This is a genomic window from Pseudomonas sp. CMR5c (assembly GCF_003850545.1).
Taxonomy (GTDB): domain Bacteria; phylum Pseudomonadota; class Gammaproteobacteria; order Pseudomonadales; family Pseudomonadaceae; genus Aquipseudomonas; species Aquipseudomonas piscis.
This window is the reverse complement of sequence record NZ_CP027705.1, coordinates 2,035,843-2,049,939: the sequence shown is the minus strand read 5'-3', so window position 1 is coordinate 2,049,939 and position 14,097 is coordinate 2,035,843. Positions and strand designations below refer to the sequence as shown.

Here is a 14,097-nt window from a genome sequence, read left to right as displayed (position 1 = left end):
CCCGGCCGGGTCGTCCGTGCATGACATCACGCGGTCGGGTTGATCGCGTTGTCCGGGTACCACACGTCCAGCAGCGGGCTGACTTCAACGTTGGTCAGCTCGGTGCGTGCCTTGAGCCAGGCTTCAACGGTGGCACGTTGCTCTTCGCTGACGGAACCGCGCTTGCTCAGGCAAACCAGACCGAAGTCGTCACCGCCCACATAGCCCAGGCCGTTGGCTTCCATCGCTTCTTTGAGGAATGCGTCGAGGAAAGCGTCGATGGCTTCGTCGGACAGATCTTCTTTGAAATCCAGGTTCAGCTCAAAACCCAGCTCCTGGAATTCATCTACGCAGAGCTTTTTGCGCAGACGGCGGGAACGGTTAGTGGCCATGGAACAATCCTCATAAGTAATAACGGGCGGCACTTTACCAGTTTAGCCAGGCGATTGCCTGACTCTATGAGAACGCCGGTCGGTCATTGGCAAAAAAAATACCGCCACCGCAGGCCGTGGCACGGCACAAGCCGCTATACCTTGGGGCATAATGCCGACACTTTCATGACCACTGAGGGATTTTCATTTGTACCCCTCGCCTTTTTTCCCCTCGACTGCAGGGTTCCATTCCATATGATCAAATCGTTGCGTCCACTACTGCTCGCCAGTGTCGTCTTGCCCCTGGCTTTACAGGCTTACGCCGCCCCGATCAACACCACCCTGACTCCCAAGGTCCAGCAAGCCCTCAAGGCCGCCAAGGTCCCGGACAACGCCCTGTCCCTGGTGATGCTGCCTCTCGATGGCCCTGGCACCCCGACCATCTTCAACGCCGACGTATCGGTCAATCCGGCCTCCACCATGAAGCTGGTGACCACCTACGCGGCCCTGGAAATGCTCGGCCCGACCCACCAGTGGAAGACCGAGTTCTACACCGACGGCACCCTCAGCGGCGGCATCCTCAACGGCAACCTGTACCTCAAGGGCGGCGGCGACCCCAAGCTGAACATGGAGAAGCTCTGGCTGCTGATGCGCGACCTGCGGGCCAACGGCGTGCAGCAGATCACCGGCGACCTGGTGCTGGATCGCAACTATTTCGTCCAGCCGCAACTGCCGGAATTCGATGACGACGGCAAGGACGAGAACAAGCCATTCCTGGTCAAGCCCGATGCCCTGATGGTCAACCTCAAGGCCCTGCGCTTCGTCGCCCGCAACGACTCCGGCCGGGTGCTGGTATCGGTGGAACCGCCGATCGCCAAGATCCGCATCGACAATCAGGTCAAGGCCCTCAGCGGCAAGCAATGCACGGGCGATGTGCGCTACAACCCGGTGACCCAGGCCGATGGCAGCGTGATCGTTACCGTCGGCGGCCAGTTGGGCGATGGCTGCAGCTCGCAGACCTACCTGTCGCTGCTGGACCATGCCACCTACACCGCCGGTGCGGTACGGGCGATCTGGAGCGAACTGGGCGGCAGCATCCAGGGCAAGGATCGCCTGGCCGTGGTGCCCAAGGACGCCAAGGTCCTGGCCCGGGCCTTCTCCCCGGACCTGGCGGAGATCATCCGCGACATCAACAAGTACAGTAACAACACCATGGCCCAGCAGCTGTTCCTGAGCCTGGGGGCCAAGTACCGCAACGAAGCCGACGGCGACGACGCCAAGGCCGCGCAGCGAGTGGTGCGCCAGTGGCTGGCGAGAAAAGGCATCACCTCGCCGCACCTGGTGATGGAGAACGGTTCCGGCCTGTCCCGGGCCGAGCGGGTCAGCGCCCGGGAGATGGCCGGCCTGCTGCAAGCGGCCTGGAAAAGCCCCTACGCTGCCGAGTTCATCAGCTCGATGCCTATCGCCGGGATGGACGGGACCATGCGCAAGCGCCTGAAACGCACGGCCATGAGCGGCGAGGCGCACATCAAGACCGGCACCTTGAACACCGTTCGGGCCATTGCCGGCTACAGCCGCGATGACAATGGCAACACCTGGGCCGTGGTGGCGATCCTCAACGATCCGCAACCCTTCGGCGCTTCCTCGGTGCTGGACCAGGTCCTGCTGGACCTCTATCGCCAGCCCAAACTGGCCGGTAGCGCAGCGACGCGCTAGGCCCTGTTGCAACGGCGGCGCATCCGCCGCCGCTGCCGTTCACACCTGCTCCGGCTGTACCCGGTCGCGCCCGGCCTGCTTGGCGGCATAGACGCCGGAGTCGGCCCGCAGCAACAAGCCATCCGCTCCCTCGCCCACCCGCCAGCTGGCAATGCCGAAGCTGGCGGTGACCCTGCCCACCGGCTCGATCGGCGCACTGCGCAAGCCCTGCCACAGCTCTTGGGCCAAAACCTGCGCCTGCTGGCCATTGGTGTCCGGACACAGGAGCATGAATTCCTCGCCCCCCAGGCGGCAGAACACATCGGTGCGGCGCAAGCGCCGGCTGATGCGCTGGCACACGCCGCGCAGCACCTGGTCGCCCACGGCATGGCCGTAGCGGTCGTTGATCCGCTTGAAGTGGTCGATGTCCAGCATGATCACCGCCATCTCCCCGCCACTACGCTCCAGGCGCTGCATCTCATGTTGCAGCTGCTCCTGGAAATAGCGCCGGTTGTGGATGCCGGTCAGGGCGTCGGTGACCGACAGCGCGCGCAACTCTTCCTCGACCCGCTTGAGATCGGAAATATCCGAGATGTAGCCGTGCCATAGCACCCCGCCGCCAGGCAGGCTTTCCGGGCTGGCCGCGCCGCGCATCCAGCGCAGGCCTCGCTCCGGCAGGCAGACCCGGTATTCCTCGCGCCAAGGGCTCAGGTGCTGCGCCGACACCTGGATCGACTGGCTTATCCGTTCCAGGTCCTCGGGATGAATGCGTTCGAACACCGGCGCGGCATCCTCTTGCAGTAGCAGCGGATCGATCTCGTAGATCTCCCGCATGCCATCACTGGCATAGGTGAAGCTCATGTGCCCGTCGGCGTCGATCTTGAACTGGTAGATGCCGCCAGGAACATGGGCGCTGAGCCGCTTGAGCAAGCGGTCACGGGCAGCCAGGGCCTCGTGAACGCGCTTGCGCTCGGTGATGTCGATGCAGATCGCCAGGTGGCCGATCCACAAACCCTGGTCGTCGAGTACCGGGGTCGCCAGCATGTTCACCGGCAGGTGGCTGCCATCCCGGCGCACCAGGGTCCACTCCCGGGCTTCGTGGCCGCCCGCCATGCCCTCTTCCACCAGCATCGCCTGGGACATCGGGATCGGCTTGCCATAGCGCTGGCTGAGGCTCTGGGCCCAGCTCTCCAGCTCCTTGGGCAAATGCAGGCTCTCCAGGGTCAACAACCCCACCACTTCGCTGCTGCTGTAGCCGAGCATCTGCTCGGCCCCGGCGTTGAAGGTGGTGATGATCCCGCGCAGGTCGGTGGCGATGATCGCCACCTGGGTCGCGGCGTTGAGCACGCTGCGCAGCTGGCTGTGGGTCCCGCGCAGTTCGTGCTCGCGACTACGCAGTTCGGCGGTGCGCTGCTCCACCAGGGTCAGGGCCCGCTGGCGCTGGCTGACCAGCACGTAGAGCAAGGCGCTGAGCAACAGGCTCAAGAGCCCGCCGAGGATCACCAGGCTAGCCAGGGAAAAATGGTTGGCATGCAGGAAGGCCGCTCCCGGCCGGATCTCCACCTGGTAATCGCGGTCCGCCAGGCGTAGCAGGCGGCTGGCATTCAGGTACCCGTTGATCGGCGGGTTGTTCGATTCATAGAGCACCTCGTGCCGGCCTTCGCTGGACAGGTCGAGGATGCGCACCGAGAGATTGTCGCTGGCCGGCACCGACAACCCTTCGGCCACCAACTGCCGCAGGCTGATCACCGCCAATACGTAGCCGTCAGGCCGCGACTGCTGTTGGCCGCCATGCACAGCACGCCGGACCGGGGCCGCCAGCACCACGCCACGGGCATAGGCCGGGTCGACCGCCACCAGGTGCACTGGCGCCGACACCGCCATGCCATCCAGCTCCCGCGCCCGCTCCAGGGTGGCCCGGCGCAGGGGCTGGGCCAGCAGGTCGTAGCCCAGGGGCGAACCCATGGGGCTCTGAGTCTGGCTGTACAACACCGGGGCATAGTCCTCGCGCTCGCCGGCCGGTTCCATCTGCCCGGCGCCATTGAGTTGCAGGATGGAGAACCCTGCCACGCCCTGGTCGCGCACCTCCTGCTCGAAGGCCGGGCGCCGGGCACGACTGATCAGCGGCGCCCAGGCATAGGCCTGGGTACGACGCAACAAGGGCTTGGCATAACCATCGAAATCCTGGCGACTCACCAGGTCGGAATTGACGAAGAAACGCCGCAGGCCATCCAGGCGTTGCTCCTGGTCCTGGAAGCGTTCCTCGATACGGCTGTAGCGCTCGCTGGCCAGCAACTGGAAGCGCTGGCGCAACTGCTGCTTGTTGAGGTTGTAGGTGGACCAGGCCAGCAGGCCGGTCAGGATGCCGCCGGCCAGCAGCACCAACAGGGCCACCAGCCAGGCGGAAACTTCTTCACTGATGAAACCCAGGATTTTCGGGCGTACCACATGCAACGGCATAAGTAGAACTCATCACGCCAGCGAGTTTGGGTGTCATTCGGACTTGCTGTGAGTTATAGCCATTAGCCATTAATTTGACCAGTATCAAGCCATTCCGAAGCCTGGAAATTCAGGCCTCGGCGGCTTGTCCGGTCTTCAGCGGACGCTGATTTTCCAGGCGCGGTGGATCTTGCCGTTACGGGCGAAGTCCGGGTCGATGGTGCTCGCGGTGATCTCCTCGACCTGGTAGCGCGCAACGAGATTCTCATCCAGCTGGAACTTGCGGAAGTTGTTGGAGAAATACAGCACGCCGCCAGGAGCCAGGCGCGCCAGGGCCAGGTCGAGCAACTGCACGTGGTCGCGCTGTACGTCGAACACCCCTTCCATGCGCTTGGAGTTGGAGAAGGTCGGCGGGTCGATGAAGATCAGGTCGAACTCGTCGCGGCAGGTTTCCAGCCAGGCCATCACATCGCCCTGCTCCAGGCGGTTCTTGTCGGAGAAGCCATTGAGCGAGAAGTTGCGCCGTGCCCAGTCCAGGTAGGTTTTCGACAGGTCGACGCTGGTGGTGCTGCGCGCCCCGCCCTTGGCCGCATGCACGCTGGCGGTAGCGGTGTAGCAGAACAGGTTGAGGAAACGCTTGCCCGCCGCTTCCTTCTGGATGCGCATGCGCATCGGCCGGTGGTCCAGGAACAGCCCGGTATCCAGGTAGTCGGTGAGGTTCACCAGCAGCTTGACCCCGCCTTCGCGGACCTCGGTGAACTGCCCCTGGGCCCCCTGGCGCTCGTACTGGCGGGTGCCGCTCTGGCGCTCACGGCGCTTGATCAGCACACGGCTCTTGTCGACGTCGAGTGCCTGGGGGATCGCCGCCAGGGCATCGAACAGCCGCGCCTGGGCCTTCTCCGGATCCACCGACTTGGGTGCCGCGTATTCCTGCACATGCACCCAATCCTGGTACAGGTCGATGGCCAGGGAGTATTCGGGCATGTCGGCATCGTAGACCCGGTAGCACTCCACACCCTCGCGCTTGGCCCACTTGCCCAGTTGCTTGAGGTTCTTCTGCAGGCGGTTGGCGAACATCTGCCCACCTTCGCTCAAGCGCGCCTGCTCCACCACCGGGGCCGGGGCTGGAGCCGGCTTGATCGGGTTGCCGTTCTTGTTGTACTGGCGCTCGACCGGCTCAGGCGCGGCCTGGGCCTGCTCGCGTTCCAGCTGGCGTTGCTCGGGAGTCCGGCGCTCGCCAGTGACGAACTGGTCCGGCTGAACCTTGATCAACAGCAACTTGCAAGGCAGGGCACCGTTCCAGAACGAGTATTGCTTGTGGCTGCGGATGCCCATGCGCTTGCCCAGCTCCGGGGCGCCGGTGAAGACCGCCGCCTCCCAGTTCAGGCAGGCCTGGCGCAGGCGCTCGCCAAGATTCTGGTAGAGGTACAGCAGGCTTGCTTCGTCCCCCAGGCGCTCGCCGTAGGGCGGGTTGCTGATCACCAGGCCCTTCTGGTTCTGGTCCGGGCGCGGCTCGAAGGTCGCCACCTCGCCCTGGTAGATCTTGATCCAGTCGCTCAAGCCGGCACGCTCGACGTTGTTGCGGCCCGGCTGGATCAGGCGCGGATCGGCTTCGTAGCCACGGATCCACAGCGGCGGCCGGGCCAACCCGGCCTGGGCACGGGCCTGGGCCTCGTCGTGCAGCTTGCGCCACAGCGCCGGCACATGTCCCTGCCAGGCGGTGAAGCCCCAGCGCTCGCGCTTGAGGTTGGGGGCGATGTCGGCGGCGATCATCGCGGCCTCCACCAGGAAGGTCCCGACACCGCACATCGGGTCGGCCAGAGCCCCGCCTTCAGCCGCGATACGCGGCCAGCCGGCGCGGATCAGCACCGCCGCGGCGAGGTTTTCCTTGAGTGGCGCGGCGCCCTGCTGCAAGCGATAGCCACGCTGGTGCAGGCTGTGGCCGGAGAGGTCCAGGGAGAGGATGGCTTCGCCACGATCCAGGCGCAGATGGATGCGCAGGTCCGGATTGAGCTTGTCCACCGAGGGACGCTCGCCGGTTGGGGTCCGCAGCTTGTCGACGATGGCGTCCTTGACCTTCAAGGCGCCGAAATGGGTGTTGTCGATGCCCGAGCCATGCCCGCTGAACTCCACCGCCAGGGTACCGTCGGCCAGCATGTGGTCCTGCCAGTCGACATCCAGCACGCCCTGGTACAGGTCGTCGGCGTTCTTCATCGGGAAGCGCTTGAGGACCAGCAAGACCCGGTTGGCCAGGCGCGACCACAGGCACAGGCGGTAAGCCGTCTCCATGTCGCCCATGCCGCGCACGGCGGAGGTGTGTTCGCGCGCTTGTTCAAGGCCAAGCCCGGTGGCTTCCTCGATCAGCAGGCCTTCTAGGCCTTTGGGACAGGTGAGGAAGAGTTCGTAACGATCCGACATGGAAATACCAGGGCCTTAGGCAAATAAGTGAACGGGCAACGCATCGCCCGCTCGGTTTTTAATCAAGCGCTTTTCTTCAAGAGCGCTCGTGTGGCACGCAACGTGCCGTCCCACCCCGGCGGGCAGGCTTTCTTGCAAGACAAAAGAGCTTAGAGGCCGGGGCAGATGAAAAGTCAGGGCAACAAAATGACATAAGTCTACCCTTCGTCGAATAGTAGTTGAGTGCAACCGTTCGACATTCTCACTAAAGCATTAACCTCATCATCTAGTAGAGACCTGATCACAGCAGGCTTTGCTCCAAGGAGACCGTGCAAAAACCGCTCTGGCTTATGGCCTGGACAGCATTATGGTTACGTTCTTATGACAAAACGATCATTCACTTGCTGTGACCTATTGGTTAGAACTCAACACAGGTTGGCGCCGCAACGGCGTCGACATCAAGGCTCGCGACGCCGGCAGCGAGCACCAACGGCAGAACCGATCTGCCCGACCTCAACGAAGGTCGACGGGACATATACAGTCAACAAGTGAGGGAAACACCCTATGAGAAGACTAAAGCGTGATCCGTTGGAAAGAGCGTTTTTACGCGGATATCAGTATGGCGTTAATGGCAAGTCCCGTGAGCTTTGCCCATTTACTCTACCGTCGGTACGCCAAGCCTGGATCAACGGCTGGCGCGAAGGACGCGGCGACAACTGGGACGGTATGACAGGCACTGCGGGTATACACAGACTCAACGAACTTCGCGCTGTCGGCTGATCAGGGCACATTCCGACACCTAAAACTTGAATAGATGACGATTTAACCACGCGCGCCCCATCCGGGCGGCGGGCTTCGGCCCAGGGGCTCCTTCAAGGAGCCCTTTTTATTGCCGCCGCAACAGTCCGCCGATGCCTCAGCCCATCGCCGCGATGGCATCCACCGATTCGCGAATCAGCGCCGGTCCTTTATAGATGAACCCCGAATACAGCTGCACCAGGCTCGCTCCGGCGGCGATCTTCTCGGCCGCATGCTTGCCTTCGGTGATGCCGCCCACCGCGATGATCGGCAGGCGACCGGCCAGCTCGGAAGCCAGGACCTTGACCGTATGGGTGCTCTTCTCCCGCACCGGCGCACCGGACAGGCCACCGGCCTCGTCGCAATGCTCCAGGCCTTCGACGCCTTCACGGCTGAGGGTGGTGTTGGTGGCGATCACCGCATCCATGCCCGCCTCCAGCAGGGCGCGGGCCACTTCCACGGTTTCTTCATCGCTCATGTCCGGAGCGACCTTGATCGCCAGCGGCACACGCTTGCCATGGATCGCGGTCAATTCCTCCTGGCGCCGGCCCAGGGCGGCCAACAGCTGCTTGAGGGACTCGCCGAACTGCAGGCTGCGCAGGCCCGGGGTGTTGGGTGAGCTGACGTTGACCGTGATGTAGCTGGCCCGGGAATAGACCTTGTCCAGGCAGATCAGGTAGTCGTCCACCGCCCGCTCCACCGGGGTATCGAAGTTCTTGCCGATGTTGATCCCCAGCACGCCCCGGTACTTGGCGGCGGCGACCCGCGCCAGCAGGTTATCGACCCCCAGGTTGTTGAAACCCATGCGGTTGATGATGCCCTCGGCCTCCGGCAGGCGGAAGATCCGTGGCTTGGGGTTGCCTGGCTGCGGGCGCGGGGTGACGGTGCCGATCTCGACGAAACCGAAACCCAGCTGGGAGAAGCCATCGATGGCCGCGCCGTTCTTGTCCAGGCCGGCGGCCAGCCCCACCGGGTTGGCGAACTCCAGGCCCATGACCGTCACCGGCTTTGATGCCGGAGCCTTGCACAGCAAGCCGTTGAGGCCCAGACGCCCGCCCGCGCCGATCAGGTCCAGGGACAGATCGTGGGAGGTTTCCGGGGAGAGTTTGAACAGCAGCTGGCGGGCCAGGTTATACATGGGCGCGATGGACTCGGTGGACAGCGAAATGGGGCGGCGATTATAGCCGGGCCCGGGCCCCACAGGCGAGGCACATCGGCAAATCCGACCAGCGCTGGCATATGCCTTGCACCTGCTGCTTCGCCATCCTCCCGGGCCAAGGCCAGGTCCTTCACGCAAGGTAGCCCCATGACTGAACACCTTCGCCCAGCGCTGGCCTGGGTCAACGGTAGCGATGCCCCGGAAAAGCCCGAACTGGACCTGGGCTTCATGGCCCTGACCGATTGCGCCTCGCTGGTAGTCGCCGCCACCCAGGGGTTCGCCCAGCCCCACGGCCTGACCCTGAACCTCAAGCGCCAGAGCTCCTGGTCCAGCCTGCGGGACAAACTGGTAAGCGGCGAACTGGACGCCGCCCACAGCCTGTACGGCCTGGTCTACGCCGTGCACCTGGGCATCGGCGGTACCAGCCCCTGCCCCATGGCGGTACTCATGGGCCTGAACCAGAACGGCCAGAGCATCAACCTGTCGCCGGGGCTGCAAGCCCTCGAGGTGACCAGCCCTGAAGCACTGGAGCGCCATGTGCACCAAAGCCGGGCGCGCCTGACTTTCGCCCAGACCTTTCCCACCGGCACCCACGCCCTGTGGCTGTACTACTGGCTGGCCAGCCAGGGCATCCATCCGCTGCAGGACGTGGACAGCGTGGTGGTACCGCCGCCGCAGATGGTGGCCCACCTGCAGGCAGGGCGCATCGACGGCTTCTGCGTCGGCGAACCCTGGAGCGCCAGCGCGGTGCAGCAAGACCTGGGCTTCACCCTGGCCACCAGCCAGGCGATCTGGCCGGATCATCCGGAAAAGGTCCTGGGCTGCACCCGAACCTTCGCCGAGCACTACCCCAACACCGCCCGAGCCCTGGTGATGGCCGTCCTGGAGGCCAGCCGCTTCATCGAGCAAAGCCTGGAGAACCGTCGAGGCACCGCCCGGCTACTGAGCGCCAGCGACTACCTCGACGCGCCGCTTGCCTGCATCGAACCACGACTGCTGGGCGACTACGCCGACGGCCTCGGCCATCGCTGGCGGGATCCCCATGCCCTGCGCTTTCACCAGCATGGCGCGGTGAACCAGCCCTATCTGTCAGACGGCATGTGGTTCATGACCCAGTTCCGCCGCTGGGGCCTGCTGCGCGAAGACCCGGACTACCTGGCCGTGGCACGCCAGGTACAGCAAGTGCAGCTCTACCGCGAAGCAGCGACAGCCCTGGGCATCGCCTGCGGCCCGCAGATGCGCAGCAGCCAGTTGATCGATGGCAAGGTCTGGGACGGCTCACAACCGGCCGCCTATGCCCGCAGCTTCCACCTGCACGCCCTGAACGACACCCCTGCCCTCTGCGCCCGGCACTGAGCGGAGCCTGCGAACATGCTGCGAATCTTGCTGATCAACGACACCGCGAAGAAAGTCGGGCGGCTCAAGGCGGCCCTCAGCGAGGCCGGCTTCGAAGTCATCGACGAATCCGGCCTGACCATCGACCTGCCCGGACGCGTCGAAGCGGTGCGTCCGGACGTGATCCTGATCGATACCGAGTCACCGGGGCGCGACGTCATGGAGCAAGTGGTGCTGGTCAGCCGCGACCAGCCCCGGCCCATCGTGATGTTCACCGACGAGCACGACCCGGGCGTGATGCGCCAGGCGATCAAATCCGGGGTCAGCGCCTACATAGTCGAAGGCATCCAGGTCCAGCGCCTGCAACCGATCCTCGATGTGGCCATGGCCCGCTTCGAGAGCGACCAGGCCCTGCGCGCCCAGTTGCAGGCCCGGGACCAGCAACTGGCGGAGCGCAAGCGCATCGAACTGGCCAAAGGGCTACTGATGAAGATGAAGGCCTGCGACGAGGAGCAGGCTTACACCCTGATGCGCCGCCAGGCCATGAGCCGGCAGCAGAAGCTGATCCAGGTGGCGGAACAGATCATCGCCATGCAGGAACTGCTGGGCTGACCCCGCCCCTGGCGGCGATTGGCCCGGCTCTTGCTATCGGATAAGCATCGGTAACCAACGGCGGTTGCCCCACCCACGACAAAGACGTCGCGCATCCTGCTCGCCCACCGCGAGCCGGGTGCCGGCGTCTTTTCGTTCTGGCCCCACTGCACGGGGCTGGTGGTGCGGCCGGCGTGGCGCACCCCCTCAAAGCCCATGACCACTTTCACGATTGCTGTCAGCCGAGGTGCGCGATGAGTTCAAGCTTCTGGAAATCCGGCCATGCCCCGACCCTGTTCGCGGCCTTTCTCTATTTCGACCTGAGTTTCATGGTCTGGTACCTGCTGGGACCACTGGCGGTACAGATCGCCAGCGACCTGCAGCTGACCACCCAGCAGCGCGGCCTGATGGTGGCCACGCCGATCCTCGCCGGCGCGGTGCTGCGCTTCGCCATGGGCCTGCTGGCCGATCGCCTGTCCCCCAAGACCGCCGGCCTGATCGGCCAGGCGATCGTCATCGGCGCGTTGTTCGGCGCCTGGACGCTAGGGGTCCACAGCTACCAGCAGGCCCTGCTGCTGGGAGTGTTCCTGGGCATGGCCGGCGCATCGTTCGCGGTGGCCCTGCCCCTGGCCTCGCAGTGGTATCCGCCGCAGCACCAGGGCAAGGCCATGGGCATCGCCGGCGCGGGCAACTCCGGCACGGTGTTCGCCGCGCTGCTGGCCCCGGCGCTGGCCGCGGCCTATGGCTGGAGCAATGTGTTCGGCTTCGCCCTGATCCCGCTGCTGCTGACCCTGGTGCTGTTCGCCTGGCTCGCGCAAAACGCCCCCGAACGGCCCCGGGCAAAGTCCATGGCGGACTACCTAAAGGCCCTGGGCGACCGCGACAGCTGGTGGTTCATGTTCTTCTACAGCGTCACCTTCGGCGGCTTCATCGGCCTGGCCAGCGCCCTGCCCGGCTACTTCAACGACCAGTACGGGCTGAGCCCGGTGACGGCCGGCTACTACACCGCAGCCTGTGTCTTCGGCGGCAGCCTGATGCGCCCCCTGGGCGGGGCCCTGGCGGACCGCTTCGGCGGCATCCGCACCTTGCTGGCGATGTACAGCGTGGCGGCGGTCTGCATCGCCGCGGTGGGTTTCAACCTGCCCAGCTCCTACGCCGCCCTGGCGCTGTTCGTCTGCACCATGCTCGGCCTGGGAGCGGGCAATGGCGCGGTGTTCCAGCTGGTGCCGCAGCGCTTTCGGCGGGAAATCGGCGTGATGACCGGGCTGATCGGCATGGCCGGCGGCATCGGCGGTTTCGCCCTGGCGGCCGGCATGGGGGCGATCAAGCAAGACACCGGCAGCTACCAGCTGGCGCTGTGGTTGTTCGCCAGCCTGGGCTTGCTGGCCTGGTTCGGCCTGCATGGGGTCAAGCGTCGCTGGCGCACCACCTGGGGCTCGGCTGCCGTGACCGCGGCCCGGGTCTGACACTGCATGGCCCTGCAACTGAGCCACGCCCAGGCCAGCGCCACCGGCCCCCGGGCCGAGAACCAGGATGCCCTGCGCCGGGTCACCCCGGAGCCGGTCCTGGCCGCGAGCAAGGGCCTGCTATTCGCCATTGCCGACGGTGTCAGCCAGTGCGCCGATGGTGGCCTGGCAGCCCGTTCCAGCTTGCAGGCGCTGGCCCTGGACTACTATGCGACACCAGAAACCTGGGGCGTGGCCGAATCCCTGGAGCGCCTGCTGAACGCACAGAATCGCTGGCTGCAGGCCAATGGTGGCGGCCAACCACTGCTGACCACCCTCAGCGCCCTGGTGCTGCGCGGGCGGCGCTTCACCCTGGCCCACGTCGGCGACTGCCGGGTCTACCGCTGGCACCAGCAACGCTTGCAGCGCATCAGCGAAGATCATGTCTGGGAGCAGCCAGGCATGCAGCATGTGCTCAAGCGCGCCCTGGGGCTGGACCAGCACCTGGTGCTGGACTTCCTCGACGGGGAACTGCGCCAGGGCGAGAGCTTCCTGCTGCTCAGCGACGGGGTCTGGGCCACCCTGGGCGACACCGCCATCGCGGCGATCCTGCACGACCAACCAGACCCGGAGAGCGCCACCCGGACCCTGGTCAGCGCCGCCCACCTGGCCGGCAGCCAGGACAACGCCAGCGCCCTGCTGGTACGGGTCGATGCCCTGGGTGAACAGAGCATCGGCGATGCCCTGCTGCACCTGCGGCAATGGCCCCTGCCGCCGCCATTGAAGCCCGGCCAGATGTTCGAGGGCTGGCAGGTCGAGGCGCTGCTGGGCCAGAGCCGGCAGTCGCTGCTGTATCGGGTGCGCGACGAGCAAGATCAGGCCTGGCTGCTCAAGACCCTGCCCGGCGCCCTGCACGATGACCTGCCGGCCTGCCAGGCGCTGCTGGCCGAAGAATGGCTGCTGCGTCGGGTCGCCGGCCGGCACTTTCCCCAAGTACATGGCGGCAGCTCGCGCCAGCACCTGTACTACCTGATGCGCGAATATCCGGGACGGACCCTGGCGCAGTTGTTCCAACAGCACGGCCCCCTGCCCCTGGACCAGTGGCAGGCCCTGGCCGAACGCCTGCTGCGGGCGGTGGGCCTGCTGCATCGGCGGCAGATCGTGCACCGCGACCTCAAGCCGGAGAACCTGCTGCTGGGCGAGGATGGCGAACTGCGCATCCTGGATTTCGGCCTGGCCTACTGCCCCGGATTGACGGTGGACCCGCAACACCTGCTGCCCGGCACCCCGAGCTTCATCGCCCCGGAAGCCTTCGCTGGCGAACCTCCCGGCCCCGGGCAAGACCTGTACGCCGTGGGCGTGTGCTTGTACTTCCTGCTGACCGGGCACTATCCCCATGGCGAGGTCGAAGCCTTCCAGCGCCCGCGATTCGGCCTGCCGACCAGCCCCGGACGCTACCGCCCGGACTTGCCGCAATGGCTGGAGGAAAGCCTGGAGCGCGGAGTCTGCGCCCAACCACAGCAGCGCTACGAAACTGCCGAGCAGTGGCTGCTGGCGCTGGAACAGGGTGAACGCCGCAGCCTGCACAGCCGGCCCCGGCCACTGCTGGAACGCGAGCCGCTGAAGGTCTGGCGCGGACTCGCCCTGGCCGCCGTGCTGCTCAACCTGGTGCTGCTGTGGCTGGTGCTGCGCGGCTGAGGCCTTGGTTGCGCATGACCGGGCGATGAAGGCCCTGCGGGCCTTGTCGCAGCCTCACAGGCTCGGCAGCGGCCACGTGGGAGTGGAAATGGCCGGTATCGAAACGGGGCAGGACGCGTCAATTCGGTGCAGAAACTGCCCCGGTAGCGCGAACAGCTGCCTGGGCAGCACGCAAATACGCGGTCTCGGT

10 protein-coding genes are annotated in these 14,097 nt (G+C 65.4%); 6 read left to right on the top strand and 4 right to left on the bottom strand.

Annotated elements, in window-relative coordinates; genetic code table 11:
- Window positions 1-26 precede the first annotated feature (26 nt).
- Window positions 27-371, bottom strand: a complete 345-nt coding sequence (locus tag C4K40_RS09630) for a YggL family protein (RefSeq protein WP_022643287.1) — start codon at window positions 369-371, stop codon at window positions 27-29.
- Window positions 372-605: 234 nt separating this feature from the next.
- Between C4K40_RS09630 and dacB the strand changes: the two genes are divergently transcribed.
- Window positions 606-2,066 (top strand): D-alanyl-D-alanine carboxypeptidase/D-alanyl-D-alanine-endopeptidase, encoded by a 1,461-nt coding sequence (gene dacB / locus C4K40_RS09625; protein ID WP_053135916.1) that lies wholly within the window; start codon window positions 606-608, stop codon window positions 2,064-2,066.
- 39 nt (window positions 2,067-2,105) lie between these two features.
- On the opposite strand, the gene C4K40_RS09620 is transcribed toward dacB, so the two are convergent.
- Both C4K40_RS09620 and rlmKL read right to left on the bottom strand, forming a co-directional pair.
- Entirely contained in the window at window positions 2,106-4,505 is a 2,400-nt protein-coding gene (locus C4K40_RS09620) for a diguanylate cyclase (protein WP_022643286.1), read from the bottom strand.
- A gap of 135 nt (window positions 4,506-4,640) precedes the next feature.
- A complete protein-coding gene (rlmKL, locus tag C4K40_RS09615; protein ID WP_022643285.1) occupies window positions 4,641-6,902 on the bottom strand; it encodes a bifunctional 23S rRNA (guanine(2069)-N(7))-methyltransferase RlmK/23S rRNA (guanine(2445)-N(2))-methyltransferase RlmL in 2,262 nt (753 codons plus the stop codon).
- A gap of 543 nt (window positions 6,903-7,445) precedes the next feature.
- On the opposite strand from rlmKL, the gene rmf reads away from it, so the two are divergent.
- Window positions 7,446-7,661: a ribosome modulation factor gene (rmf, locus tag C4K40_RS09610; RefSeq protein WP_016965693.1), complete on the top strand. Its 216-nt coding sequence runs from the start codon at window positions 7,446-7,448 to the stop codon at window positions 7,659-7,661.
- A gap of 136 nt (window positions 7,662-7,797) precedes the next feature.
- On the opposite strand, the gene C4K40_RS09605 is transcribed toward rmf, so the two are convergent.
- A complete protein-coding gene (locus C4K40_RS09605; protein WP_022643284.1) occupies window positions 7,798-8,817 on the bottom strand; it encodes a quinone-dependent dihydroorotate dehydrogenase in 1,020 nt (339 codons plus the stop codon).
- A gap of 168 nt (window positions 8,818-8,985) precedes the next feature.
- On the opposite strand from C4K40_RS09605, the gene C4K40_RS09600 reads away from it, so the two are divergent.
- From C4K40_RS09600 to C4K40_RS09580, 4 genes are all read left to right on the top strand, one after another.
- Window positions 8,986-10,194, top strand: coding sequence for a CmpA/NrtA family ABC transporter substrate-binding protein (locus C4K40_RS09600; RefSeq protein ID WP_022643283.1), 1,209 nt, complete (start codon window positions 8,986-8,988; stop codon window positions 10,192-10,194).
- A 15-nt stretch (window positions 10,195-10,209) separates the two neighbouring features.
- The gene (locus C4K40_RS09595; protein WP_022643282.1) at window positions 10,210-10,785 is read left to right on the top strand and encodes an ANTAR domain-containing response regulator; all 576 of its coding nucleotides are present in this window, start codon (window positions 10,210-10,212) and stop codon (window positions 10,783-10,785) included.
- Between the two features lie 233 nt (window positions 10,786-11,018).
- The gene (locus tag C4K40_RS09585; RefSeq protein WP_022643281.1) at window positions 11,019-12,230 is read left to right on the top strand and encodes a NarK/NasA family nitrate transporter; all 1,212 of its coding nucleotides are present in this window, start codon (window positions 11,019-11,021) and stop codon (window positions 12,228-12,230) included.
- Between the two features lie 6 nt (window positions 12,231-12,236).
- On the top strand, window positions 12,237-13,907 hold the full coding sequence (locus C4K40_RS09580; RefSeq protein WP_053135913.1) for a bifunctional protein-serine/threonine kinase/phosphatase: 1,671 nt from the start codon (window positions 12,237-12,239) through the stop codon (window positions 13,905-13,907).
- The last annotated feature ends 190 nt before the right edge of the window (window positions 13,908-14,097 follow it).